This window comes from Thermodesulforhabdus norvegica (genome assembly GCF_900114975.1).
Taxonomy (GTDB): domain Bacteria; phylum Desulfobacterota; class Syntrophobacteria; order Syntrophobacterales; family Thermodesulforhabdaceae; genus Thermodesulforhabdus; species Thermodesulforhabdus norvegica.
The window spans coordinates 392,849-416,601 of sequence record NZ_FOUU01000001.1; the positions used below are offsets into that span (position 1 = coordinate 392,849).

The 23,753-nt window shown below is 48.9% G+C and carries 25 protein-coding genes; 6 read left to right on the forward strand and 19 right to left on the reverse strand.

What is annotated here, in order from left to right; genetic code table 11:
• Positions 1 to 8: 8 nt before the first annotated feature.
• From BM091_RS01875 to BM091_RS01905, 7 genes are all read right to left on the reverse strand, one after another.
• Positions 9 to 1,865, reverse strand: coding sequence for an oxidoreductase (locus tag BM091_RS01875; protein WP_093393053.1), 1,857 nt, complete (start codon positions 1,863 to 1,865; stop codon positions 9 to 11).
• Positions 1,866 to 1,891: 26 nt separating this feature from the next.
• Positions 1,892 to 2,425 carry a 2-oxoacid:acceptor oxidoreductase family protein gene (locus tag BM091_RS01880; protein WP_093393054.1) on the reverse strand — a complete coding sequence of 178 codons (534 nt, stop codon included), beginning with the start codon at positions 2,423 to 2,425 and terminating at the stop codon, positions 1,892 to 1,894.
• Complete coding sequence (locus BM091_RS01885; protein WP_093393056.1) at positions 2,422 to 3,258, reverse strand: thiamine pyrophosphate-dependent enzyme; 837 nt, start codon at positions 3,256 to 3,258, stop codon at positions 2,422 to 2,424. The genes BM091_RS01880 and BM091_RS01885 overlap by 4 nt, the downstream gene beginning before the upstream one ends.
• Positions 3,259 to 3,260: 2 nt before the next feature.
• Positions 3,261 to 4,403 (reverse strand): 2-oxoacid:acceptor oxidoreductase subunit alpha, encoded by a 1,143-nt coding sequence (locus BM091_RS01890; protein WP_245735217.1) that lies wholly within the window; start codon positions 4,401 to 4,403, stop codon positions 3,261 to 3,263.
• Positions 4,396 to 4,644: a 4Fe-4S dicluster domain-containing protein gene (locus BM091_RS01895; RefSeq protein ID WP_093393059.1), complete on the reverse strand. Its 249-nt coding sequence runs from the start codon at positions 4,642 to 4,644 to the stop codon at positions 4,396 to 4,398. The genes BM091_RS01890 and BM091_RS01895 overlap by 8 nt, the downstream gene beginning before the upstream one ends.
• An 88-nt stretch (positions 4,645 to 4,732) precedes the next feature.
• The gene (locus BM091_RS01900) at positions 4,733 to 5,974 is read right to left on the reverse strand and encodes an MFS transporter (protein WP_093393061.1); all 1,242 of its coding nucleotides are present in this window, start codon (positions 5,972 to 5,974) and stop codon (positions 4,733 to 4,735) included.
• A gap of 18 nt (positions 5,975 to 5,992) precedes the next feature.
• On the reverse strand, positions 5,993 to 7,429 hold the full coding sequence (locus BM091_RS01905) for a 4-hydroxyphenylacetate 3-hydroxylase family protein (protein ID WP_093393062.1): 1,437 nt from the start codon (positions 7,427 to 7,429) through the stop codon (positions 5,993 to 5,995).
• Positions 7,430 to 7,722: 293 nt separating this feature from the next.
• On the opposite strand from BM091_RS01905, the gene BM091_RS01910 reads away from it, so the two are divergent.
• The 6 genes from BM091_RS01910 to BM091_RS01935 all read left to right on the forward strand — a co-directional run bounded on the left by BM091_RS01910 (position 7,723) and on the right by BM091_RS01935 (position 13,881).
• Entirely contained in the window at positions 7,723 to 9,654 is a 1,932-nt protein-coding gene (locus tag BM091_RS01910; RefSeq protein WP_093393064.1) for an oxidoreductase, read from the forward strand.
• A gap of 108 nt (positions 9,655 to 9,762) precedes the next feature.
• The gene (locus tag BM091_RS01915) at positions 9,763 to 10,788 is read left to right on the forward strand and encodes a TRAP transporter substrate-binding protein (protein WP_093393065.1); all 1,026 of its coding nucleotides are present in this window, start codon (positions 9,763 to 9,765) and stop codon (positions 10,786 to 10,788) included.
• A 34-nt stretch (positions 10,789 to 10,822) separates the two neighbouring features.
• The gene (locus tag BM091_RS01920) at positions 10,823 to 11,326 is read left to right on the forward strand and encodes a TRAP transporter small permease (RefSeq protein WP_177193484.1); all 504 of its coding nucleotides are present in this window, start codon (positions 10,823 to 10,825) and stop codon (positions 11,324 to 11,326) included.
• Positions 11,317 to 12,600: a TRAP transporter large permease gene (locus BM091_RS01925; protein ID WP_093393068.1), complete on the forward strand. Its 1,284-nt coding sequence runs from the start codon at positions 11,317 to 11,319 to the stop codon at positions 12,598 to 12,600. The genes BM091_RS01920 and BM091_RS01925 overlap by 10 nt, the downstream gene beginning before the upstream one ends.
• Before the next feature lie 26 nt (positions 12,601 to 12,626).
• Complete coding sequence (locus BM091_RS01930) at positions 12,627 to 13,025, forward strand: cupin domain-containing protein (protein WP_177193485.1); 399 nt, start codon at positions 12,627 to 12,629, stop codon at positions 13,023 to 13,025.
• On the forward strand, positions 13,018 to 13,881 hold the full coding sequence (locus BM091_RS01935; RefSeq protein WP_093393071.1) for a hypothetical protein: 864 nt from the start codon (positions 13,018 to 13,020) through the stop codon (positions 13,879 to 13,881). The genes BM091_RS01930 and BM091_RS01935 overlap by 8 nt, the downstream gene beginning before the upstream one ends.
• Positions 13,882 to 13,932: 51 nt before the next feature.
• On the opposite strand, the gene BM091_RS01940 is transcribed toward BM091_RS01935, so the two are convergent.
• The 12 genes from BM091_RS01940 to BM091_RS01995 all read right to left on the reverse strand — a co-directional run bounded on the left by BM091_RS01940 (position 13,933) and on the right by BM091_RS01995 (position 23,685).
• Complete coding sequence (locus BM091_RS01940) at positions 13,933 to 14,694, reverse strand: hypothetical protein (protein ID WP_093393073.1); 762 nt, start codon at positions 14,692 to 14,694, stop codon at positions 13,933 to 13,935.
• A gap of 46 nt (positions 14,695 to 14,740) precedes the next feature.
• On the reverse strand, positions 14,741 to 15,646 hold the full coding sequence (locus BM091_RS01945) for a flagellin N-terminal helical domain-containing protein (RefSeq protein WP_093393074.1): 906 nt from the start codon (positions 15,644 to 15,646) through the stop codon (positions 14,741 to 14,743).
• 24 nt (positions 15,647 to 15,670) lie between these two features.
• A complete protein-coding gene (gene flgK, locus BM091_RS01950) occupies positions 15,671 to 17,011 on the reverse strand; it encodes a flagellar hook-associated protein FlgK (protein ID WP_093393076.1) in 1,341 nt (446 codons plus the stop codon).
• A gap of 2 nt (positions 17,012 to 17,013) precedes the next feature.
• The gene (locus BM091_RS01955) at positions 17,014 to 17,385 is read right to left on the reverse strand and encodes a hypothetical protein (RefSeq protein WP_093393077.1); all 372 of its coding nucleotides are present in this window, start codon (positions 17,383 to 17,385) and stop codon (positions 17,014 to 17,016) included.
• A gap of 10 nt (positions 17,386 to 17,395) precedes the next feature.
• Positions 17,396 to 17,692: a rod-binding protein gene (locus BM091_RS01960; RefSeq protein WP_093393079.1), complete on the reverse strand. Its 297-nt coding sequence runs from the start codon at positions 17,690 to 17,692 to the stop codon at positions 17,396 to 17,398.
• Between the two features lie 56 nt (positions 17,693 to 17,748).
• On the reverse strand, positions 17,749 to 18,504 hold the full coding sequence (locus BM091_RS01965; RefSeq protein WP_093393080.1) for an OmpA family protein: 756 nt from the start codon (positions 18,502 to 18,504) through the stop codon (positions 17,749 to 17,751).
• Positions 18,470 to 19,312, reverse strand: a complete 843-nt coding sequence (locus BM091_RS01970; RefSeq protein ID WP_093393082.1) for an OmpA/MotB family protein — start codon at positions 19,310 to 19,312, stop codon at positions 18,470 to 18,472. The genes BM091_RS01965 and BM091_RS01970 overlap by 35 nt, the downstream gene beginning before the upstream one ends.
• A gap of 10 nt (positions 19,313 to 19,322) precedes the next feature.
• Complete coding sequence (locus BM091_RS01975) at positions 19,323 to 20,420, reverse strand: flagellar basal body P-ring protein FlgI (protein WP_093393083.1); 1,098 nt, start codon at positions 20,418 to 20,420, stop codon at positions 19,323 to 19,325.
• Between the two features lie 23 nt (positions 20,421 to 20,443).
• Entirely contained in the window at positions 20,444 to 21,004 is a 561-nt protein-coding gene (locus BM091_RS01980) for a flagellar basal body L-ring protein FlgH (RefSeq protein WP_177193486.1), read from the reverse strand.
• Between the two features lie 191 nt (positions 21,005 to 21,195).
• The gene (gene flgA / locus BM091_RS01985) at positions 21,196 to 22,194 is read right to left on the reverse strand and encodes a flagellar basal body P-ring formation chaperone FlgA (protein ID WP_093393086.1); all 999 of its coding nucleotides are present in this window, start codon (positions 22,192 to 22,194) and stop codon (positions 21,196 to 21,198) included.
• Between the two features lie 12 nt (positions 22,195 to 22,206).
• Positions 22,207 to 22,989 (reverse strand): flagellar basal-body rod protein FlgG, encoded by a 783-nt coding sequence (gene flgG, locus BM091_RS01990; RefSeq protein WP_093393088.1) that lies wholly within the window; start codon positions 22,987 to 22,989, stop codon positions 22,207 to 22,209.
• Positions 22,990 to 23,004: 15 nt separating this feature from the next.
• Positions 23,005 to 23,685 carry a flagellar hook-basal body protein gene (locus tag BM091_RS01995; RefSeq protein WP_177193487.1) on the reverse strand — a complete coding sequence of 227 codons (681 nt, stop codon included), beginning with the start codon at positions 23,683 to 23,685 and terminating at the stop codon, positions 23,005 to 23,007.
• Positions 23,686 to 23,753: the final 68 nt, after the last annotated feature.

Sequence of the window (23,753 nt, forward strand, 5' to 3'; positions counted from 1 at the left end):
CATCACCTCTATTTAAGGGCAGAGGCGACCTCCCAGCCTTCTGCCACGGCTTCCAGAATACCCCTGGGCTCCACCACATCCCCGATCAGGTACACCGGGATACCCAGCTGAACTCTTTTCCATTCGGAGTCCCCTGGACTATACCCCACGGCTATAACAATTTGATCAAAAACACCCAGCTCAATCTCACGGCCGGCCATTTCGGCAAAAACGGCACCTCTTTCATCTATTTTCGTTACCTTTGCCCTGGTCAAAATTACCGCTCCACCTCTGACAAGGCGATCGTGGATAAGCCTGTGCCGTATTCCCGGAAGCCCGCGGCCCGTCCTGGGTAGCATATCCACGACAGTAACAGATCGACCTTTGCTTACCAGGAAATCGGCAGTCTCCAGCCCAACCATTCCCGCCCCGACCACAAGGTATCGTCCCTCCGGAATAGAGGAGCCGAGAAGTACGTCTTCCGCCATCCTGACTCTGGGGTTATTGACGGCAAACCCGGGAAGTATCGGCTTCCCTCCCGAAGCCACAATGATGGCATCCCACCTATCCGTATTACCTTCAACCACCAGGTTTCTGGGCCCGACCTCTTTTCCGAGAAGCATTTTCACTCCTGCCTCCCGGGCCTTCTTCTCAAGATAAGCGATGAAATCCACCAGGGGATCCTTTCCCGGAGGAATGCTTGCAACTCTTACCAGCCCTCCTGGGCAACTTTGCTTTTCCACAAGGGTTACGGAAGCCCCCCTTTTGGCCGCAACCGTTGCAGCAGTCAAACCCGCCGGACCGCCACCTATAACGAGTATCCTTTTGCTCTTATCCAACCGCGACGGCTCCCCCAGATCTCTTCCCAAACGAGGATTCACCGTACACTTTATGGGTCTGTTTTCATGAAGATAAGCCAGGCAGTGGTTGCAGGCTATGCAGGGTCGAATTTCCTCCGTCTCTCCCGCCAGCACCTTCTTTACATACTGATGGTCTGCTATCAGTGCTCTGGCTACGGCCGCAAGATCGGCATAGCCGTCCTCAACGGCGGACCGAAAGGCCTCAGGCCTATCCAGCCGTCCAACGCCTATGACGGGTAATCTGCTGTAGGACCTGACAAGCCTTGCCAGGCTCAGAAGCGATCCTCTCGGTATGTCGGAGGGAGGAGACATCCGGTACTGAGTAATACCAATCCCGCCCGAAGCGCTTATATAGGATACACCCAGTTCTTCCAGCCGGCTAACTACCTCCAGAATATCGGCCGCCCCCAGGCCGTTATCAACAAAATCGTCAACACTCAATCTCACACCAATGGTCAAATCGTTGCCCGTAGCCTCCTTTATTTCTTGAAGAATCTCAATTAGAAGCCGCATCCTGTTTTTGATATCGCCGCCGTAGGAATCAACGCGCCTGTTAAAAACCGGGGAAAGAAAGTAGTTTATAAGGTATTCGTGGCATCCGTGGAGTTCGACGGCATCGAAGCCACATCTTCTGGCACGCCCGGCTGCACCGGCAAAGGCTTTTCTTATATCCCGGAGTTCGCCGAGAGTGTACGTTTGAGGGGCACGACCCACGCCTTTGTAGCTAAGCTGAACGCCAATCCTTGTCCAGGGCGTAATGGATTCGGTCAGTCTTTCGAGACCTTCACACTTGTCATCCCGATCAATGCCCAGTTGAAATTTAAATCCCTTGCCTTCTTCAAGGACATAAACTCCACCCAGTACAATGTAGCCCACCATGTTGCGGGCACGAGCCAGATAAAAATTCAAATATTCCTCTGTAACCTTTCCGTCCTCGGTGGCCATATTGGGAACCATGGGGGCCATAACGGTGCGATTGATAAGTTCCATATTGCCTAATTTAACAGGATCCTGCAGGACGGCCACTTAAACGCCTCCTCTATGAAGCGCTTTCAAGCAAGAGAAGATCCATACCTGAAGGCTTCCAGGTTAACTTCCGTTTTCCTGGGCGGAACGGACTCACGAATTGCCTTCTCAAGAGCCTCACTACTCAGAATGGGCTTAACCCTCGAAAATAAACCGAGAAGGATCATGTTGGCGACCACAGGGCTGCCGAATTTTTCTCGAGCCGAAGACGTGGCAGCAACACCAAACCTGTTCTTGACCACAGAATCGGGTATGTTTTGAACCATATCGGAATCGTAAATCAGCATGCCCTCCGGAGCCAGCGTATGGGCGAAGCGATTTATCGAGTCTTGAGCCTGGGCAATGAGAACGTCGGGTCGGGTCACCCTGGGAAAAACCACCGGATTGTCGTCCACAACAACCCAGGCCGCTGCAAAGCCCCCTCTTAATTCGGAGGAGTACGCCTGGGTCTGCACGGCAAACTTACCGTCATATATCACCGCAGCCTTACCTATGATTACACCTGCCAGAATGGACCCCTGACCCCCAAGGCCGGCAATTGTAATCTCAACACGGCTCATTGCGATTTCTCCTTTTTTAACCTTTCCCACAGGATCTGCCACTGCTCCGTAAGCTCCGGCTTCTCCTCGTCCACAAATTCTCCGATCACAATCTTCTGCTTCATCTCCTCGGGAGACAGCCTGCTCGCTTTGTCGATGCGTACGCTGTTCTTTTTGTAATAATCCAGGATGGATGTTACCCTGCCCAGGCCGCTGGCACGCCCGAATTGAACGGGGCACTGACTTATGACTTCAATGAAGCTGAAGCTCCTCCGCTGCAATGCCTTCTTGATCGAGCGGGTAAGCGGCCTTACCTGCAAGGTAGTCCATCGCGCCACGTAAGGGGCTCCAGCTGCGGCCACAAGTGGCGCAATATCAAAGGGATATTCCAGCGTTCCGTAGGGTGATGTAACAGTTCTGAGGCCATGAGGTGAGGTCGGACCGGCCTGACCGCCGGTCATGCCGTAGATACTGTTGTTTATCATTATTACTATAATCCCCAGGTTACGCCTGGCCGCGTGGATCAGATGATTTCCACCTATGGATGCCAGATCCCCGTCTCCACTCACAACCATGACATTTTTTTCGGGGAGAGCCAGCTTGACACCTGTGGCGTAAGCGACAGGGCGCCCGTGAGTCGTATGTAAGGTATCCGCGTTGAACAGGGGACTCGGAATCCAGGCGGAACAACCAATACCCGAGACAAAGACAAAGTCGTCGATGTCAAGGCCGAGATCATCAATGGCCCGGAGAATTGCCTGCGCTACGATCCCATTTCCACAGCCGGGGCAAAAGGTCGTCTTTTTGACATGCGGTCTAATGTACTTTTTCAAAGGGTGAAAGGCTTCCACCATTTTCAAAAACTCCCAAGTTTTGAAAGAATGTATTCGGGACTGTGAATCTGACCGATAATCTCAGGTTCTATAAACCTTACCCTGCAATTCGAGGCTGCCACTGCTCTGATATAAGGGTACATCTGTCCGGAGTTGTTTTCCAAAACGACGATCTCATCACATCGTTGAGACAGCTTAACAATCTCCTCTTCGGGAAAAGGCCAGCATGTTATGAGGCGAAAGACCCCCAGCTTCATGCCCCTCTGACGGGCAAGCACGGCCGTTGCTTTTGCAGAACGGGCAACACTGCCGTAGGAAAGAAGAACCACGGGGCTGTTTTCCGAGAGATCCTCCACCATCGTTATATCCTTGATTTTAGTGATTATTTTCTTTATGGGATTCATCACATATCGGTGCATCACCTCGGGATCGGAGAGATTTCTCATTCCGTGTTCGTCGTGGCACGATCCCGTTACGTGGGCTTTAAGACCTAGTCCGAAAACCGGCATGGGCGCAACGTCGATATCCAGAAAATCCCGCCTTTCCAGCACACTGCCGGCTTTTGAGGCAACTTTTCTGTTCCATATCTTTATTTCTTTTTCATCGGGAATACGAACCCTCTCCCTCATATGGCCCACAAAGGCGTCGGCCATTACAAAGACGGGAACACGGTAACGTTCTGCCAGATTGAAAGCATGAATCGTGAGGTCAAACATCTCCTGAGGGCTTTCCGGAGCCAGTGCTATGATCTGGTAATCGCCATGAGAACCCCGGGCTACCTGAACCATATCCCCTGCAACCCCCACGGAGGGGACGCCTGTAGAGGGACCGAGCCTCTGCACATCCACTATAACGAGCGGTGCTTCTGTTGATGCTGCATATCCGATATTTTCCTGCATTAGACTGATTCCGGGGCCTGATGTTACCGTCATAGCCTTTTTGCCGGCCCAGGAGGCTCCAATGGCGGCACATACTGCACCGATTTCGTCTTCCATCTGAATAAAAACACCTCCCACTTCGGGTAGCCGCCGGGCAAGCCGGTTGGCTATCTCACTGGCAGGCGTAATGGGATAGGCAGCGCAAAAAGAACATCCCGCAGCCAGGGCGCCTTCTGCACAGGTCCAGTTTCCCATTTCAAAATAAGTACCGGTCAGAACCCTATTCATCATCTCCCTCTTCGGTATTGGTCATGCTGTTTGCATCAACGACTATGGCAAAATCGGGACACATGTACATGCAACTCCTGCAGGCAGTACATTCCTCCTCATTGGATAGCCGAGGGGGAATGTAACCGAGGGAATTCATTTCTCCTGAGGGACCAAAAAGTGATTTGGGACATATGTAAACACATATGCCGCAATCTTCGACCCCTTTGCAGGATTCTTTGATGATGACGACACGAGCCATTGACCACTCCCGTTAGGTTGGAAGGACCGTTTTATCGGAAAGTTCACATTAAGGATGCCATACCGCTCGGCTTCTGTCAACATCATTGTTAACAATTTTGTCGAGAGTTGTCTTTCCCACCGATGCCTTCGGACGTAAAGAGGTACAAAACCATCCCCACAAAGGCGCTCAAACCACAGACCACAAAAGCCCCTGAATAACCCCATTCCGAGGAAACCCGGTCCAGAAGAGAACCCAAACCGTGAATAAAAACCGCCGCACCCAGCATAGTAAAAAGGTTAATGCCCGTAAGAGCCGTCCCGGTGATACGATCCGGCATGAGTTCCTTTATGTGAGCATACATAATAATCCCGAAGGCTCCAAAAAAGCCCGTACCCCAGAAGAGCACACCCAGAACTGAAAACTTACCGGGAGAATCGTATAAACCCAAAGTAAATTGAAAGAAGCTCAGGCCGGCCAGTCCCAAAAGCACCGTCTTTTTTGAAGACTTCACCACCGCTTCGGAGAGCCATCCCCCCAGAGGCGAACCCATAATAAGTCCCACATTCAGAAGTAAAAGGATGTTTCCTGCGGCAACAGGGCTCAGACCGTGCTGCTTTATCAGGTATGGGCCCGCCCAGAGGCTCTGAATTGCCGCAAAGGTTCCATACCTCAAAAAGGTCCCCGCGGAAATCAGCCAGTAATTCCGGTTTACCACCAGAAGCGAAAGGGTGCTTCTTACCGAAAAAAAATCCGGAGGATACCCACCATCAACACTGCCACAGCCGGGCCTATCCCTGACAATACGGTAAAAGAGGACGCTTAATGAGAAGGTCAGGACCCCAAGGACCAGAAATGTCAGCCGCCACCCCACCGTTTTAGCGGCATAGGCCAGCGGGCTGGTGGACAGGGTATTCCCCAGGGTACCCATAGCAAGCAACACTCCGGAAAGAGTTGCAAACCTATCCCGCTCGAACCACCTTCCTATCAGGGCCATGGGTCCCATAAGGTTCCCCGCCATACCGACACCGAGCATGACTCTGCCCAGCAGCGCCGTCCCGTAATCGGCAGCCGTTGCAAAGATGCAGGACCCAACGGCAGCAATAAGGCTGAGCACCGTCATCGTCAATCGAGGGCCTTTTCGATCGAGGAGCAAACCGATGGGAATTTGAGAAAGGGCGAAGGCATAGAAAAAAGCCGCACCAAGCATGCCCAGTTGAGTCGAGGACAGAGAAAACTCCCGCTCCAGATCGGGAGCAATTACGGCACTGGAGGTACGGTAAAATTGAGAAAGAATGAACAGGAGAGAGCAGAGGGAGAAAATCCGCCATCTCTGAGAAAATGCCGCCATTGGGATGCTCGATTTCTGTTATTCCTCTATTCCGGCCAGACGCTTTGCCGCCTTCTTTTTCTCTTCAAGATCGACTTCACGCAGTATGGTCACCCGATGGGCTTCCGGAGAACCACCCCCGTGAATATCCGATACAAAATCGGCACTTTCAAGAGCCAGTTTTTCAATAAGACGGAACATACGTATTCTGTTTTCAACGGGTACACCATCAACGCCCTTCATGTATTTCCTGAGAAGCCCTCCTACCTCGGGATTTTCAAAGTCTCTGTCTGAAGGAAGATCGGAAACAAATCCCCCTGCTATGTCCACCATAAGCCTGATAGCTTCGGCCATTTCCTTTCCTTCGTGAATCTTGGAGGCGTTGGCAAGCACCGGATCAATGAAAAAAGTTCCGGAGGGCTGTTTCTTTCCTTCGTAAGAAGCTGCAAGACTGCAGCCATAAAGGGTCTCCGCACGGTGTATCATATCTATCAGCTTCTGCCTGTGATGGCTGGCCCCCGCCGTGCCGTTATATTCCATCATGGTAAGGGCAGCACCTATCATACAATCGATCTTCCCGGCCTTACAGCCACCGTGGCTCTGCCTGTGAAAGCTGGAAAAGGTCAAAACCATCTGAGAAGCGAATTTAACCTCACCGCACATAAAGACTCTTTCCCAGGGGACAAAGACGTCGTCAAAGATCACCGTGGGACAATATTTCGAATATAACCTATTCCCTATGTCGCATCCTTCGATTTCTCTTAAATCAAGGGTAGAACGCCCAACAACGTGAATCAGTCCCTTTGTGTCCGTCGGCACCGCAAAGGCTACGGCATAATCCTCTTCACCGGGTTTAAGAGCCCTTGTAGGGAGAACGATGATTTCATGAGAAGAAAGAGAACCCGTCTGATGCACTTTAGCACCTCTTACCACAATGCCGTCGGCCTTTTTTTCTACGACGCGGAGATACATGTCGGGGTCTGGCTGAGCTCCCGGAGAAAGCGACCGATCTCCTTTTGCGTCCGTTACTCCGGCATTACAGGTCAAATCGTTTTTCTGAACATGCTTCAGGAATTCCAGAAAGCGCTGATGATACTCCGTACCGTGTTCCTGATCGATGTTGTAGGTGACTATCGAAAGTGCACACAGGCAGTCCAGACCCGTGCATCTTTGATGACAGGTCCCCACGCGCCGCCCCAGCGTGCGATTAATCTTAACCCGGGCCACCAGGTCTTCAATGCTGGAAGGGGGCAGTGTAAAACGATTGACCGGCTCATTTATCAGAGGGCTTGTGGTAACAATCAGATCTTTGTACTCATCCATTTCTGCGAGTTCATAGGTTGCGGCGGTGGCCTCTATCCCGGCTCTTATTCTGGGGTTATCGACCACGTTGGTGATACGCTGTCCGAACATATAGACTGTGGGATTCATTGCTCTAAGGGATTCGATGTACTCTTCTTTTGTTTTTAGCCCCATGGAAACCTCCTGTAGCGGGAATAATATCGTTCACAATATTGTTAACAATATAGTACCCTCCTGGCTCCAGAGCGTCAAGGAAAAATTTCAGAACCCGAAAGGCGCGGAGCAAAGTCGAGAGTCGGGAAGTTTTTTGCTTCTTTGACAAAATTTTGACTTGACATCTCGGTCTTTTTATTGTTAACAATTTTGTGAACAATAAAAGGCAACTCCAATCACCCTAACCTCAAGGCAACCTATGACTCGGCGATGTGACATCACCTTTCCTTCAAACCCAAATAAGGGGTCAATCAATGTACTCTGTTCTTTTTGAACCCGCAAAACTCGGCCAGCTAACCCTTAAAAACCGACTCATTATGACCGCCATGAGTACCGGCTTCGCGAACCCAAGAGGAATAGTTACCGAAAGAATGCTGGAATATTATGCCACCCGAGCCGCCGGCGGAGTGGCACTTGTAACGGTCGAAGAAGCCTATATCCATCCCCTGTTGCCCCATATCAGGAATGCCCTCGGAATTTACAGCGACAATCTAATACCGGGGCTTACGGCGCTTGCCACTCGAATCCACAAAGAAGGTTCTCTCGCATCCATACAGCTGGGAATCTATTTTCGTCAAACCCTGAACGGCTTCCCCAGGTTTGCAGCCTCGGCACAAGCCCCCGACTGCATAAACCCCTGTCTGGAACTCACAAAAGAAGAAATAAAATACATTGTTGAACTGTTTGTTTCCGCTGCTTGCCGGGCAAAATCAGCAGGGTTTGACGCCATAGAGATCCATGCGTGCCATGGTTGCCTGATCTCGGAGTTTCTTTCTCCTTACTGGAATAAGCGCGCCGATGAGTACGGCGGTTCAAGGAACGGGCGTTTCCGCTTCGCTCTAGAAATCCTGCAACGTATTAGAGAAACCCTCGGAGCCGATTACCCCGTTATTTATCGAATTTCGGGAAGCGAATTTCATCCGGAAGGCTTTACGGAAGAAGATGCAATAGCCCTGTCACAGGAGCTGGAAAAAAACGGCGTAACGGCCATCAACATATCAGGCGGCCTCGGTCACATTAATCACATATCCATACCCCCCAGTGACATTCCCAGAGGCCTCTTGGTACCGATAGCAGCAACAGTAAAGTCCCACGTTAAGGTCCCCGTAATAGTTGGAAACTCCATGACTCCAGAGCTGGCATCAAAAGTAATAAGAGAGGGAAAAGCAGACTTCATAGGCCTCGGTAGACCCCTTATAGCCGATCCCGATTTGCCCAACAAGCTTGCCGAAAACAGGGTTGCCGAAATACGCAGATGCATCCGCTGCAATCAGGGATGTTTTGGAGCTTTACGACAACCGGAACGCAACGGCATATCATGTCTCTACAATCCTGAAGCAGGCCGGGAGTACGAAAAACCGATAAAGCAGGCACCGAAGAAGAAACGGGTTGTTGTCATCGGAGGTGGGCCTGCCGGATGCGAGGCAGCCCGTGTTGCATCCCTGAGAGGACACAAGGTCACTTTACTGGAGAAAGAAGAGCTTCTCGGCGGCCAATTCAACCTTGCTTCCGCCGCTCCCGGCAAAAAAGAGTTTGCCATGCTCGTAGAATTTTATTCCAGGGAACTAGAGCGTCTGGGAGTGGAAATTCGCCTTGGAACCGAGGCAACGGCCGAGGTGTTAAGAGAGCTCCAGGGCGATGTTTACATTGTAGCAACAGGTTCTATACCCGTTTTGCCATGTATTCCCGGAGTCGATTTACCTCATGTCTCCACGGCTCACGATGTTCTATCAGGAGCCGTTGAGGTCAGGGAAGATCCTGTCGTTGTTATCGGCGGGGGAGCCGTCGGGCTTGAAACTGCTGATTTTCTGGCCGATCGGAAGCTGGAAATCAGCGTCGTAGAGATGCTCGATGCCGTTGGAAGAGATCTGATTCCGGGAACAGGGGTGCGGGAGTCACTATTAGCCAGGCTAGAAAAGAAGGGGGTGAGAATCTTAACGGGTTGCAGGGCCATGGTTATTGAGGCCGATTCAGTGGTTGTTTCTGATCGCCCGCTGATCGGCGGGGGAAAAGAAATGCGTGTGCCGGCTCGCCGTGTCGTTATTGCTGCTGGAGCAAGACCTGCTCTCTGTGTTCCACCTGATACTTCCAAAAAGTGCGAATGTTATTACGTGGGAGATTGCGCCTGTCCCGGAAACGCCATGAATGCAATTCACCATGCTTTTGATGTGGCCCGTCTGATCTAGCGGTCCGGCTCGGTGAAAACCAGAGCGACGGCAGAATGAGTAATTTGGGCGTGAGATTTTTAAGTTCGGGTTATTAAAACGACCACTCAGTATAATAAGGAGGCGGTCATGAAAAGATTGTGGTTTAGAACGAGCTTTATAACCCTTTTACTAACGTTGTTTGCCTTTGTGTTAACTCCCATTGCCACGGTACATGCTCAAAAAACAATAAGGGTAGCCACCGTTGCCCTCCCCGAAACAACCATCTACAAGGGGCTCCTCAAATGGCAGGAGCTTCTAAACGATCGTTCGGGCGGTAAGCTGAAGGTGAAAATCCTGGGGCGTGGAGTAATGGGGGGCGATAGAGAAATGATAGAAGCATGTCGCCTGGGAACTCTTGACAGCGCCGTTGTGAGTGGCTCGGTAATTGCCAACATCGTACCTCAATTCGCAATGATAGCCATGCCCTATCTTTTCAACAGCCACGAAGAAGCCAATGCTTTCCTTGACGGTAAAATAGGTCAGAAGCTCTTTAAGCTCCTGGAGGAAAAGGAGATCGTGGGAATAGGCTGGGCAACATGGTCATTCCGAGGCATCTGGAATAACGTAAGACCTATAAACGGACCCGAAGATCTTAAAGGTCTCAAAATACGAACCGTAGAGACCCCTCTGGATATGGCAATAATAACCTACATGGGGGGAATCCCCACACCGATGGCCTGGAGCGAATGTCTTATGGGACTCAGGCAGGGCACTGTAGATGGCATTTCCACAACCTACGGTCTGGGCTATGACCTTAAGCTATATGAAATTGCCAAATACGCCACCAAAACAATGCACTATTATGAATCTGCTCCTCTGATTATGAGCAAAAAGCTTTTCAGCACCTTCACTCCGGAAGAGCAGAAAATAATCAAAGAAACGGGCGCTGAAGCGATGAAGTGGGCACGACTACAGCAACAGGAAGTGGATGAAAAATCAAAGGAACTCCTTGAAGCCAAGGGCGTTAAAGTGAATTATTTAACGGAAGCTGCTTTCAATGAATTTAGAGAAAGGACAAAACCCATATACGTCTCATTTCGCAACAAAATAGGCCCCGAGTTCATGGATGAAGCCCTTCAATTCCTGGAAGAATTGAGAAAGTCTCAAAAATAGACAGATTAAGGTCAGACCGCCCATGGAGGGGATCGTGATACGATCGGTTTTAAACACTATTTCCCGTGGCCTCACCCTTGTATGCATTGTTTTTATGGCAGCAATAGTGGCTGTTCTTTTCTACGCAGTCGTGATGCGATATGTGTTTCATAATCCACCGTCCTGGTCTATGGAAGTCAGCCGACTTATGTTTCTCTGGACTGTAATGCTGGGAAGTGCCCTGGTAACTCGGGAAAACAGTCACATTCAGATCACCTTCATTCTGAATGCCCTGCCGAAAACCCCACGTACTATCTGGATGGTCACAATGAACCTGGCAATGCTTTTTATCTGCCTGATAATTATCACGGAAGGTATAAGGATTTACCCAACAGTATCGGAAGCCCTTTCCCCAAGCCTCGGTCTCTCCATGGGCTGGTTCTATCTCTGTATTCCCGTTGGAGCCTTTTTTATGGCTCTTTACGTAACGGAAAATCTTATCAGAACCGTTAATGAATACATCAGATCACTCAGATCGGAGAGAAATCCATGTCATTGATGTTATGGGTTGTTGCCGTTTTTCTGTTTTGTTGCCTTATGGGAATGCCGCTCTTCTTTTCCTTTGGAATATCCGCTGCGGTGGCATGTATACTCGGCGATCTTCCCCTGCAAATCATCGCTCAGCGTCTCATGATAGGGATGGACTCTTTCGCTTTGCTTGCAATTCCCGGATTTGTCCTTGCCGGTGAAATTATGTGTATCGGTGGAATTTCCAGGCGCGCCGTTGATTTTTCCAATTCGCTGGTCGGTCACTTCCGGGGCGGGTTGTCTATGGTCGCTGTTTTAACGGGCATGATCATGGGGGGAATTTCCGGATCTGCCGTGGCGGATACGGCCGCAGTAGCCTCGGTACTCGTGCCACTTATGGAAAAAGAAAAATATCCCAAGGAGTTTTCGTCGGCAGTTGTTGGAACCGCAGGCCCTCTGGGAAATATAATTCCGCCTTCAATACCGATGATTGTATATTCCATGACTGCCGGTCTTTCTCTTCTGGACCTTTTTCTGGCGGGTTACATACCAGGCATGATGATAGGGTTTAGCCTGATGGCTATGTGCTACATAGTATGCAAAAAGAAGGGATATGGTCCATCCGAGGGCTACCGCTTTTCCTGGGCTACGGTATGGAATACCTTCAGGCGTTCTATCCTGGCGATTCTTACCCCTCTGATTATAGTCGGAGGCATTGTAAGCGGAGTATTTACTCCCACAGAATCTGCAATGATCGGGGTCGTATATTCCCTTGCCGTAGCAATTTATGCCTATCGCGAGCTCAAGTGGTCTCAGGTTCCAACTCTTTTGCTGAACTCGGCAAAAACAACAGCAAAGCTGGTTATTATTATAGCCGCTGCATCGGTTTTTTCATACATTTCAATCAACGAGGGTATCCCCGAATTGTTTCAAAATTTTATGTTTTCAATATCGACGAATAAGTGGGTAGTATTATTTGTTTTAAATATCATACTTCTTCTAACGGGTCTTTTACTGGATATACTGGTAGCCACCGTAATCATAGTTCCTGTTCTGATTCCTCTCGCCGATGCTCTCGGTATAAACCAGTTACATATGGCAATGATCTTTATACTTAACATGTCAATAGGACTTCTTACCCCTCCGGTAGGATACTGCCTCTTCGTATCGTCGGCGATTTCTCAAGTTCCCGTGGAAAAGACAGCTCTTCATGCAGTTCCCGTAATTATTACCATGTTGATTATATTGTTTTTAATAAACCTCTTTCCTCAATTGACGCTGGTAATACCGGGTATGTTCGGATAACTCCCTGAAATATGGAGGAGTTAAAAATGTACTATGTCAGAGAAGGTGAAGTTGCAGGGCTTGAGTTGCCGGGACGGTTGTGGAAAAAACTCGTGGGACCTGAGGATGGAAACTGCCGCAATATGATATTTGGGGTGGTAATCTTCCCCCCGGGGAGCGATCCCGGATCTCACAGGCATGAGAACGAAGAGGAGATCATATATGTGATTTCAGGGCGGGGAGAGACCACGGTAGAAGGCAAGGTTTACAGGCTAGAACCTGGAGTTGCGGTTTTCACAAGTCCCGGTGAGGAACATGGCGTAAAAAACACCGGAAGCGAACCACTGGTATTAATCAGCGTTTTCAGCCCACCTGTACGTCCCGGGTCTTATGACCGAAAAGAACCAAATCCATCAGCTAATGTTAAGGAGGAGAACAATGGATAGAAAGGAGCTTCTTAATCAGGTCAAAGACTATTTCGCCAACTCCGATCACTGGCGAAGGCTGTGTGCGGCTCTAGCCGTGGATCCAGATCCACAGGGAAGCCATCTTCACGCTTACGTGGAAACGTCAGTTCATCCAGATTCACTGGAAGCAATTATAACCGGCTACTTTGAGAAATTGGGGTGGCCTTCTACGAGAAGGATTGATCATATGGCACCCAAACCCGGAATGGGCAGTCTTCATGGCATAGAGCCCAAGGGTAAACCTCATTTCGATTTTCAATGGTTTTTCAACAAGGATGTGGGCATAAGACCCTGTGAAGGTGGAGAATCTGGATGCAATTTGCTTGTATGGAATCGATGGTATATAAACCGCTTCTACGAAAAGTTTCCCTTTCGACAGGTTGGTTCTCAGGAAGAGAAGACATTGGATGCCTATTTCAGGAGTGAGCACTTTTTAAAGGGTCTTGATATCGCTACTCAAAGTACTACAAATCACATGCACATTAACGTTCGCACAAGTGTCCACCCGGAAGTCATTCAAAAATTCGCCGAAGCTGCGCTTGACAGAGAGGGCTGGAAATTTGATTACACCTGTCCCAATGTTTATATGGTCAAGGGAAACTATCAGGGAAAGCTTGTATTTATGTGCAGGAACCCGGAGGTTGTCTTTGACATAGGGTGGAAATTTGATCCCGGGGTAATTATAGAACCCGCCATGGAAACATGGATATTTGAAGAAAACCCGGGTTACGACGTCTGGACGTCAGATATGCTCGCGGAAGTTATGCGGGCAGACTATGTAAGGCTCAGCGGCGAGGAGATCCAGCAAGTTCTTGAGGCCTGCTTCCCCGGATAGCTTCTCCCCATCCCTCCTGGATCAGGATAGCACGCTATCCTGATCCCCACCTTATCTACTTGAATATATGTTTATATCCAAAATATTGAAGTTCTCCTTCTCCTCTCTCAGAACTACTTCAACACTGCACCCTTCTTGATTGTCAGTAAGACCGGATAAAAGAAACTTGTGTAGAATACCCTCTCTGCTTGAATCGTAAGAGTAGTTCTGGATATCGGTAATTTCGACGTTTCTCAGCCTGTCGAGTATCATGGTTATTAAATCGTCGCCCACTTCTTTACGAACCTCGGGATCAACATAATTGATGGCAATTTGCGACCCTTCTTTCTTTAAGGTTTCGAAGAATGTGTCTTTGAGAAAATTCTTTGCCTCAGAAGCAAAAGTCTGAATCATCTTCTGTCCATGAACATCATCTTGCGGGTAATGTATGTTCAGATAGTGAATCCGAAACCCTTCAGGGGTGTTTTTAAGCAGGAGCCCCAGAAATATTTTCCCCTTGGAAAACTCCAGAAGACCTTCTACCTGGGAAAACCCCTGCCCGGAGTCCAACTGAAATCCGGTCAAGGTCGCTGAAATCGGCTCACCTATGTCCCCAAGGGTCTTGTTGAGAAAATCGGCAATATAATCAGACGTAAACTTCTGCTGAACCTCCGGTGTCATTCTTTCATAAATCCCTTTCGCATCCCTCTTTATGACCAATTCGGCAACTTCCCTGAAATATTCACTAATTGAATCGGGAGTAACCGCAGTGTCACCAGCCTGGGCAATAAGCACTACCCCCAAAATTAGCCCGGGTATAAACAGTTTTCTCATCGTGCCACCCTCCATTGATAAAAAATCGGCTACTTAAAAGGGCTTGTTACAAATAGGAAACCAATGACAGCGAAGAAACCCCGGAGGTGGTCTGATACAGAGCCTGAAGGGCGAGGACCTTCAATTGATAATCCGTTGCCATACGAGTCACGTCGGTTTGTTCCAGTTCTGCCGTGTCGTCCTCAAGGTCTATCTGCAATTCCTCCAGCGCATTCGACCTGGCATCAAGCCTGACCATAATGGTTCCTGCTTCAGCCAAACCTGCCAGAACTCTATCCTGATCTTCCTCAATTTGCCCCATGTACTGGCTTATTTGATCCGTATCATTACTTTGAATGGCATTCCGCAAGCCTATAAGGTGATTGAAGATAGTACTTCCGTCTTCGCTGAAAAAAACTTTCTTGGCGTCCACATTAACCCGCAATTTCTCCTGCGGACCAATTCTAACTTCAAGGGATTCACTAAAATCGTCGGGAGCAAAAGGCAGCATTAAATCACCAGTCGATGGATCGAATATAGCGGCAGTCGGATCTATATCACTCCACGGAAGGAAAACATAACGATCCAGATAAGTGCTCCTGGCGATAGAAAGGGCTTCATCGACGATTTCATCAAGTTCAGACACATAACCGGAAATAGTCTCTTCAGAATTAACCTTTATTGCTTTTATGGCTATTTCTCTGGCCCTTGTGAGCAAGTCGTTAAGATGATTGAGTCTTGATTCCGTATATTCTCCCCAATGTGTAGCAAAGTCCAGATTTTCAAGCCATTGTTCGGTTTCTCCCGACAGGTTTTTCAGGTTCATCACCCTATACCAACTCACAGGGTCGTCGGAAGGTCGAAGTAGTTCCTTTCCCTTTGATATAGATTCCCGTAGTTTGGAAATATCCTGTTCTTTACGGAAAATTCCTTCCAGAAGAGAATTATACTTGGTGGAAAAACTGACCTTCATTTCCGGTCTCCAGATGTACTTTTATCACACCATGTTCACCACCGTGTTCATAAGCTCAGAAACCGTGGTAATTACCTTCGCAGAGGCCTGGAAAAGCTGCTGAAATTTTATAAGATCGACCAGTTCTTCATCCAGAGAAACGCCGGATATGCTCTGCTGTTGTTCCTGCACTTCATCTACCAGCGCCGAGTAGAAGGAATGCCTGTCTTCGGCACTCTCATGTAAAGAGCCGATATTGTGCTGGATCTGTGACAGGTATTCGGCAAAAGTGAAATCACCCAGGGAGGCGATATTCGTATCCTGCAAGTTTGAGACATAAAGAGCCAGTGTGGGGTCCGGGTCGAATGTCGTGGAAACCTGGATATCATCGGCACCCGTCCCGGAAAAGACATCGGCATGTCTTGAATTAACCTCGTCTATAAGAGAAACGGCAAACCGGTTGAACTCGTCCATTACCGTGTTAAGATCATCATAGCTTGTCAGCAAACCGTTTATTTTGCCACCATCCAGTGAATGAGAAGGGCTTTGAGCGTATCCATTATAATGAAACTCGCCATTTCCGTCGTAAACAAGGGTCGTAAAATCCGTTCCCGTATTTCCGTAAATCAAAGGTATTTCCTGGAGAACTGGGGGATCTCCCACGTTATCCGTCACAGACACCACAACGCTTCCGTTTTCCTGTTCCTGAACAGATATAGGAATAAGTGATGCCAGCTCCTTTATTGCCTCATATCGGAGATCTCGAAGAGAATTTGCGGTGTCCCGGATTTCCGAATTACCCGGATCGAGGGGATATTCCGTCCTGACGATCTGGCTATTATACTCGGTTATTTTCTGTATCAGCTCGTTAGCACGGTCAACGGTCTGCTCTAAATCCTTATCGATATCCCCGGCCACTTCGGCCATGGATTGATAGGTGCTTCTTATGAAATCGGCGAGGCTTTCTGCTGCTTTCACAACGCTTACCTTTTCGGCTTCGCCCGGATTTGCCGACAGATCGTCCCAGGCATCCCAGAAATTTCTCAAAAGCGATGAAACACCGGATTCACCATCATCAAAGGCATAGGTGGACAGTGTGTCTAGGTAGAAACTTCTTGTGGCAAAATCCGATTCTCCGGAGATGGCATTGAACAATCGCTGCTCGACGAATCTATCGATCTCCTGTCTTATTCTATAAACCCTTGCTCCCGTACCGATAAAGTGATGACCGTACCTCACGGGAGGGTTTGTTACCAGTTCTACGGTCTGTCTGTGGTAATTTTCATTTTCGGCCTGTGAAATGTTATTGTTGGCCGTCTGAATTTGAAGCTGTGTGTTGAGAAGACTCAGTTTGGCCGTCTCGAGAGCCTGAATCAACCCGCCCATGGTTATGCCTCTTTATGTACTGCCAACCCCCTGGTGCATAACGGAGAAGGCTTGTTCAATCCCTGAACGTTGTACTGATCCGGCAGGATAAGAGAAAGAATCCCCTGATAGAAAGAAAGCATCTCCTCTATGTAGAGTCTGTTACTCTCATTGATTTTTCTAATTTCCCTGGCCAGATTTCTTACTTCCGGATCTCCTGGCGATCGGTCATTCTGCTCATTTTTCTCTACGATTTCTCGAATTTCCGACAGAAGGGCAAGCTTTTCGCCCATTAACCCCGGGAACCGATCCCAGGCTTTTTCACGTAAGCATCTTTTCTCTTCCTCCAGGATATCTTTCAGACAGATAAGTCGCCGGGCAAGTTCCTTATTCATCTTTCTGCCCTCACTCCTTGGCCGGATCCTTTTTCTTTTCGATCAAAGGGACAAGCTCTTCATAAAGAAGCTCCCCTATTCCAAAGATCCCTTTTTCAGCAACTGTTCTGGCGACTGCATCATCGAACATACTCTCATAAATAGCCATTGCCGCATCCGGTTCTTCTGAACGAAGGATACTCGCCCTGGCATTTTTCAAAATCTGCGCCACAAAAAGACTTTCGAATTCGGAGCAGGCTTTACGAAGCTCTCTTTTCTGTAGATCGACATCAACATCCGGGTTCTTAAACAAACTTCCTACCTTCATGGTAACTTCCCTCTGCCGTTATTCCTTTCCTCCTGGGGCGGAAAGATTTTCACGACCTACTCTTCAACGGGGCGAAATATTAATTCAACGCGACGATTCAGAGCCCTTCCTTTGGGTGTGCTGTTATCTGCAATAGGTAAGAGATCCCCATATCCGGTAACTGCGATCTTTGACGGAGGCACTCCGGCCTGTTCGATAAAGTAAGCTGCTACCGCCATAGCCCGGGCAATGGAAAGTTCTTCATTACTCCGATACGCCGAAGTCGGCGAAGGCGGTATGTTGTCCGTATGGCCGTCAATGAAAACCATATATCTTGATTCTTTCAGGAAGGCAGCAAGCTTGTTCAAAAGTGGAAAGACCTTTGGATTCAGGCTGGCACTTCCGCTCTCAAAAAGCAGCTCGTCATTAAATATAAAGCTAAAAGAACGATATATTTCCTGCTTTTTGTACCAGACAAGGTTCCCCGTGGAGACCAGCAGGTTGAATTCGCGATCGGAAATCATTTCCGGCGTCTGCTCGTCAATATCCCTAACATCGATAACATATACGCTTTCAAGCGATTTTATGATGTCTTTAAAAGCAACATTTTCGGGAAGGGTTACCGCTTCTCGATTTCTGAAGAAAAGAATCCCGCTCATCCTGTCGAAATTATGAAAAGCCGTTCTCAAAGCCTGTTCGTTAAGAGATGACATGGAAATCAGGAGCACGAAAAAGGTAAGGAGAAGGGTAGAAAGGTCCGAAAAGGTCATCATCCAAGAACTTTCCCCACCACCCTGATTATTCGATTGCTGTTTCTTTTTCTTTCTTGCCACCGGATTCTTCTCCTATATTCGGAAAAAGCCGAAAGAAGAAATTCTTGTAGTTAACATAGGAGTGCGGTGACGGTTTTCTGCGGAAAAGGCTCTGGGGAATTGTTGGATTTCTTCCTATGATTATATCAACTCGGCGGTTTTTGTATCTGAGATGTGGATACTCCGAGCTGTCCACAACAGGCCAGAAGTAGCTCAGCCCGTGAGCACTCATTCGCTCGGGACTTATGCCCATATCAAGGAAAAATTTATATACCTCAAGGGCCCTTAAAGCCGAAAGCTTCCAGGCCTGCTGAGGCCACTCAGGGTTTTCGGGCATTTCGTACATGTCAACATGACCGCGTATTTCAATCTCCTCAAAGGTTTTTTTCAAATATATGCCCAAAAGGGCCAGAAACTTTTCACCCTGAGGGGTCAGGCGCAAAGAGCCCGGCTCAAAAAGTATTCTATCGCTTATTCTTACAACAATTCGATTTTCCTCCTTTATCACTTCCGCGTCGGGATCGAGGTTATTCCTGATGGTGAGCTCCTTGAGCATGTCGTAAGAGATGGGAGAATTTTCCCTTAAAGGGGCTGTAGCTTCGCGCACGTCCATGCCCGTTTTTTGCCCAAGAGGTGATCTGCCCCCAGAAAGAAAACCGAAGGCCCCAACAAGCGAATTGAGGGCCTCTTTTTTCCTTTCTGGATCGATTACCGACATGCTGAGGAGAAGAACGAAGAAGGTCAAAAGTAGGGTGCAAAGATCGGTATATGTAGTAAGCCAGCTACCGCCTCCGCCTCCGGAATTTTCTTCCTTTTCCTTTCGGGCCATATCGGGCCTCCTACATTATTTCCAGATCTGCATGCAGCGCCCCGGCCGCTTTAATTGCCTGAAGAATGTTTATCAGATCCCGGGGTGTCGCTCCGAGGGCATTCAGGCCTTCCACCACCTGCCCTATTGTAACACCTCCTCCCACGACGGCCAGATGTGCTTTCTCTTCTTTTACCTCAACCTCTGTTCTGGGCACCACGACCGTCTCTCCGGGCGCAAAAGGCAGAGGCTGTGACACGTAAGGCCGTTCTGTGATGCTCACAGTGAGATTTCCGTGTGCAACGGCCACGGGCGAAATTCTAACGTTTTCACCCATAACAATTGTACCCGTTCTTTCGTTTATTACAACCTTGGCAATATAGTCGGGTATAACCTCAAGAGACTCGACCTTCGAGATGAACCCCACAATATTGGATGCCCATTTTGGAGGAATGCTCACAGTAACGGTGCCGGCATCTTTAGGTGAAGCCGTTCCGTTCCCGAAAACAACGTTTATGGCTTCGGAGATATGGTAAGCCGTAGTGAAGTCGGGATCTCTTATAATCAGATCGAGCCTGTTAAGGCCCGAATAGTCCACGGGAACCTCTTTTTCGACGATAGCCCCGTTTGCGATGTATCCCACCGTCGGGTGATTCTGCTGAACCTGTGCTGCCGCACCTCCTGCTGCAAACCCACCGATTGTAACGGGACCCTGAGCAACAGCATAAATTTCTCCGTCGGGTCCCTGCAAGGGGGTCATGAGAAGAGTTCCCCCCGCAAGGCTCTTTGCATCTCCGATTGAAGACACCTGTACGTCGATCTTGCTCCCGACCCTTGCAAAAGCCGGAAGCCTCGCAGTTACCATTACGGCGGCAACGTTTTTAACCTTCACCTGCTCTGGATCGACGTTAATGCCCATGTTGTCCAGAAGGTTTGCCAGCGTGCTCACCGTAAATTCAGTCTTGTCTTTATCGCCCGTGCCGTTAAGCCCCACAACAAGCCCGTAACCGATGAGCAAATTGGGTCTATTGCCGACAAAGTAAGCAATATCTTTGATTCTGGCTCCCGAGCTGAGTTCCGCCATCACCAGAAATGCCGTCACCAGAATTAAGCTCAAAAGCCGGCTCATTCTAGCCCTCCCCGTAAGGGATCTTACAGAGGAAAGAGTAAATCGATAATCTGCCCCAGCCATCCCGGCCTTTGCTGTCTCGATATGGGTCCTTTCCCGACGACAAAGATCTTTGCATCGGCGATTTTCTGGGACAAAATGGTGTTATTGCGGGTAATGTCCACAGGCCTTACGACCCCTTCCAGTATAATTTGATGCATTTCGTCGTTTACCTTTATCCACCTTGACCCTCTAATAACGAGATTTCCGTTGGGAAGAACATCAATAACCGTCGCTGTCATATATGCTTTAACGGAATTGGTTCTCGTTGTCTTCCCTGAACCTTTAAGGCCTCTTCCGAATTCCGCTCCGTAGTTAAAAGAAGTGGTCCCTCCAAGAAGATTCCTTCCCGCCGCGCTGAAATCCGATGCCGACAATTTTCCAGTCCAATCGTGAGTTCGTTCCGTCTCGGTTTCGGCTTCTCCCGAAGCATCGGCTTCTTCACTTATGGTTATGGTTAAGATATCCCCTATTCTGTGAGCTTTAATGTCAGAAAAGAGAGATCGAGACATGGGCGACCACAGAGAACCTGACGGTGCGCTCATCTGAAGATCCAAGGCGGAATCACGCCCCCCATGACTCTGGGCCGAATAAAACAATTCCATGGGTGGCGGGGGAGGAGAAACCGCCTGGCGGGTCATTCCGGCATTTTGCGTGCTCACACACCCGTAACATGCGGTCAGTATCCAAATAAGGCAAATAAAATCTTTAGTTCTCATCTTCCCTGGTCCCATGTTTATTCGACCATTACAACGTCCTTACTGGCAACCCGGCACTGTATCACCTTTCTTGACGAAAGGTTTATCACCTTTACCACATCACCGACACGCCCGTCCTCTTTGACCTGCCCCTTGGCCGTAAGAATCAGACCGGGGCGCTGAAAGACAATCTTTACCGGATCACCCCTGCGGACGACGATGGGATCGTCAATCTCCGAAATTTTTATGGGTTCTCCTGGATAAACGTCCTGAAGAACCCTTTTCCCTATCACCCTGGAGGGTTCCGTTACATAATCTTCGGGGCTTTCTGTAATGTCCGCCCTTTTCCAGGAAAGCTTTGAAGCATCAATAATCGAACCTTTCGGAATTATCTCGGAAGCATGAATCACCTCTTTGAACAATCTGACAAACCCGGCAACCCTGAGAGTCCTCGCATGACGACCGTTAACTAGACAACGGACGGTGAGGGTCACGTTACCCAGAAACCTTTCATTTCGATCGGCAGAAACCTCATACGTCCTTGTACCGGCAGGTACAACAGGAAGGCCTGCATATCTTATTTGTTCTATTTTGATATCCTCGGCATCCCAGGGGCTATGTGCCAGAACGTAATCAACGTAGGCTTTCTCTATTTCTTCTTTCGGTATAACAATCGTTTTTCTCGAAACAACTACTTCGTCGGGAATTGATATGACGATGTCTTCGGCACTTTCTGAACTCATCATATTCGAAGAGATCACCTTTCTGAGGTAATCGGCCAGAAGGGCTACCTGAACGTATTTGACTTCACCCGGCTGTGGAGCTTCTCCGAGATAGATGGACTGGAATTTTCTGAACCAGTCTTCCGGTACGCTTTCTGGAACCACAATGTCAGAAAGATACACAGCGTCACCGGTCACCTCAACCCTTGATGCTATCTCCACCCTGTGTAGAGGCGACAGGGCCCATAACCTGTCGGCCAGCGTTGAGGAGAACATTACCAGAAAAGCCAGCAGAACCGTCTTACGGGCTTTCATGATTTGTTACCCTTAAGCCTGAACGTTATTTGCAATTCTAAGCATCTCATCCACCGTGCGAATTATCTTCGAGTTTGCCTCATAGGCTCTCTGGCCCGCTATCATATTAACCATTTCTTCCACGACATTTACGTTGGAGCTTTCAAGAAAGCCCTGCAGTATTGTACCAAACCCCTCGGTCCCGGATTCTCCTTCCACTTCTTCCCCCGAGGCCTCCGATGGAATAAAGTAGTTTCGCCCTATGCTGATAAGCCCTGCAGGATTGGGAAAGTCGTAGAGTGTTATGGTTTCGGTTACGAGGACGGTCCCGTTTTGATCAAGAGCGGTCAGGGTTCCGCCGGCATCAACGGTTATGGTCACGGCTTCTCTTGGTATGCTGATTTCGGGCTGAAGCCTGTTTCCTTCGGGATCACATATGTATCCGTCGGCATCCAGCTTGAACGATCCTGCCCTGGTGTAAACTTCTTCTGTCCCACGCAGAACTTTGAAAAATCCTTTGCCTTCTATTGCAAGATCAAGGGGATTTTCAGTTTGAACGAAGCTTCCCTGACTGAACATCTTATCAACGGAAACGGTTTTAACGCCCATACCAACCTGAATTCCCGTGGGGATCGTAACATCGTTTGAAGTAGTTACCCCGGGGGGAATAATCGTCTGATACATTAGGTCCTCAAAATTGGCTCTGCTCTTTTTGAAGGCCGTAGTTTGAGCGTTGGCCAGATTGTTGGCAATTACATCCAGGTTCAACTGCTGAGCCGCCATTCCTGTTGCTGCTGTCCAAAGACTCCTGATCATATCCTACACCTCCTGTCAGCGCCCTGACACCTTTCGTGCAAGTTGAGTATCTTCCGAATGAAACAGCTTCATGGCTTTTTGATAGGCCTCAAACATTCTAAGGGTGTCTATCATGCGGGTCATTTCCTCAACTATATGAAAATTCGGTTCTTCCAGGGCTCCCTGCTGAATTCTGGTTCCCTCCGGTTCCTGCTCTCTTATGTCCGATCCAACGGTACGGAAATAACCGCCCCTGACCTTCTCAAGCCTGACACCCTCGTCAAAATCAACCACGGCAATTGTCCCTACGGTTACCCCGTTTTCCAAAACCCTTCCTCTCTCGTCGATCGTTATATCCGTCGAATTGATTTGAATCTCTCCGCCGGATTCGTCCAAAACGGGCCACCCTTCTGGGGTCACAAGCCTGCCCTCCGGGTCTCTCATGAAATTGCCGGATCTCGTGTAGAATATTCCCTCATCGGTCTTGACCTTGAACCACCCCGGACCGACCAGGGCAACATCAAGAGGCGATGATGTTATTCGGATAGGGCCCTGATCCATTCTTGTATGAGTTTCCTGATAGAGAAAGTCCGTAAAGCGGACATCGTCTTTTTTAAATCCCGGAGTCTGGGCATTTGCCAGGTTATTGGCAATTACCTCAAGCCGCTTTTCCTGCAAAATGGAACCCAGAGCCGAAGCCGCAAACCCAAGCCTCATAATCCACACCTCCGCCCTGAAAGAAGAGCAAAAGGAATGCCAAAAGGCTTTCCATGACGTTTCTTTAT

Bases quoted from the DNA above. Each gene is read 5' to 3' on its own strand.
- BM091_RS01900 (WP_093393061.1), bottom strand. From the start codon at position 5,974: ATGGCGGCATTTTCTCAGAGATGGCGGATTTTCTCCCTCTGCTCTCTC.
- BM091_RS01880 (WP_093393054.1), bottom strand. From the start codon at position 2,425: ATGAGCCGTGTTGAGATTACAATTGCCGGCCTTGGGGGTCAGGGGTCC.
- BM091_RS01960 (WP_093393079.1), bottom strand. From the start codon at position 17,692: ATGAAGGTAGGAAGTTTGTTTAAGAACCCGGATGTTGATGTCGATCTA.
- BM091_RS01955 (WP_093393077.1), bottom strand. From the start codon at position 17,385: ATGAATAAGGAACTTGCCCGGCGACTTATCTGTCTGAAAGATATCCTG.
- BM091_RS01910 (WP_093393064.1), top strand. From the start codon at position 7,723: ATGTACTCTGTTCTTTTTGAACCCGCAAAACTCGGCCAGCTAACCCTT.
- BM091_RS01915 (WP_093393065.1), top strand. From the start codon at position 9,763: ATGAAAAGATTGTGGTTTAGAACGAGCTTTATAACCCTTTTACTAACG.
- BM091_RS01970 (WP_093393082.1), bottom strand. From the start codon at position 19,312: ATGGCCCGAAAGGAAAAGGAAGAAAATTCCGGAGGCGGAGGCGGTAGC.
- BM091_RS01935 (WP_093393071.1), top strand. From the start codon at position 13,018: ATGGATAGAAAGGAGCTTCTTAATCAGGTCAAAGACTATTTCGCCAAC.
- flgG (WP_093393088.1), bottom strand. From the start codon at position 22,989: ATGATCAGGAGTCTTTGGACAGCAGCAACAGGAATGGCGGCTCAGCAG.
- BM091_RS01930 (WP_177193485.1), top strand. From the start codon at position 12,627: ATGTACTATGTCAGAGAAGGTGAAGTTGCAGGGCTTGAGTTGCCGGGA.
- BM091_RS01975 (WP_093393083.1), bottom strand. From the start codon at position 20,420: ATGAGCCGGCTTTTGAGCTTAATTCTGGTGACGGCATTTCTGGTGATG.
- flgK (WP_093393076.1), bottom strand. From the start codon at position 17,011: ATGGGCGGGTTGATTCAGGCTCTCGAGACGGCCAAACTGAGTCTTCTC.
- BM091_RS01890 (WP_245735217.1), bottom strand. From the start codon at position 4,403: ATGAATAGGGTTCTGACCGGTACTTATTTTGAAATGGGAAACTGGACC.
- BM091_RS01945 (WP_093393074.1), bottom strand. From the start codon at position 15,646: ATGAAGGTCAGTTTTTCCACCAAGTATAATTCTCTTCTGGAAGGAATT.
- BM091_RS01940 (WP_093393073.1), bottom strand. From the start codon at position 14,694: ATGAGAAAACTGTTTATACCCGGGCTAATTTTGGGGGTAGTGCTTATT.
- BM091_RS01895 (WP_093393059.1), bottom strand. From the start codon at position 4,644: ATGGCTCGTGTCGTCATCATCAAAGAATCCTGCAAAGGGGTCGAAGAT.
- BM091_RS01995 (WP_177193487.1), bottom strand. From the start codon at position 23,685: ATGAGGCTTGGGTTTGCGGCTTCGGCTCTGGGTTCCATTTTGCAGGAA.
- flgA (WP_093393086.1), bottom strand. From the start codon at position 22,194: ATGAAAGCCCGTAAGACGGTTCTGCTGGCTTTTCTGGTAATGTTCTCC.
- BM091_RS01905 (WP_093393062.1), bottom strand. From the start codon at position 7,429: ATGGGGCTAAAAACAAAAGAAGAGTACATCGAATCCCTTAGAGCAATG.
- BM091_RS01980 (WP_177193486.1), bottom strand. From the start codon at position 21,004: ATGAGCGCACCGTCAGGTTCTCTGTGGTCGCCCATGTCTCGATCTCTC.
- BM091_RS01885 (WP_093393056.1), bottom strand. From the start codon at position 3,258: ATGGTGGAAGCCTTTCACCCTTTGAAAAAGTACATTAGACCGCATGTC.
- BM091_RS01925 (WP_093393068.1), top strand. From the start codon at position 11,317: ATGTCATTGATGTTATGGGTTGTTGCCGTTTTTCTGTTTTGTTGCCTT.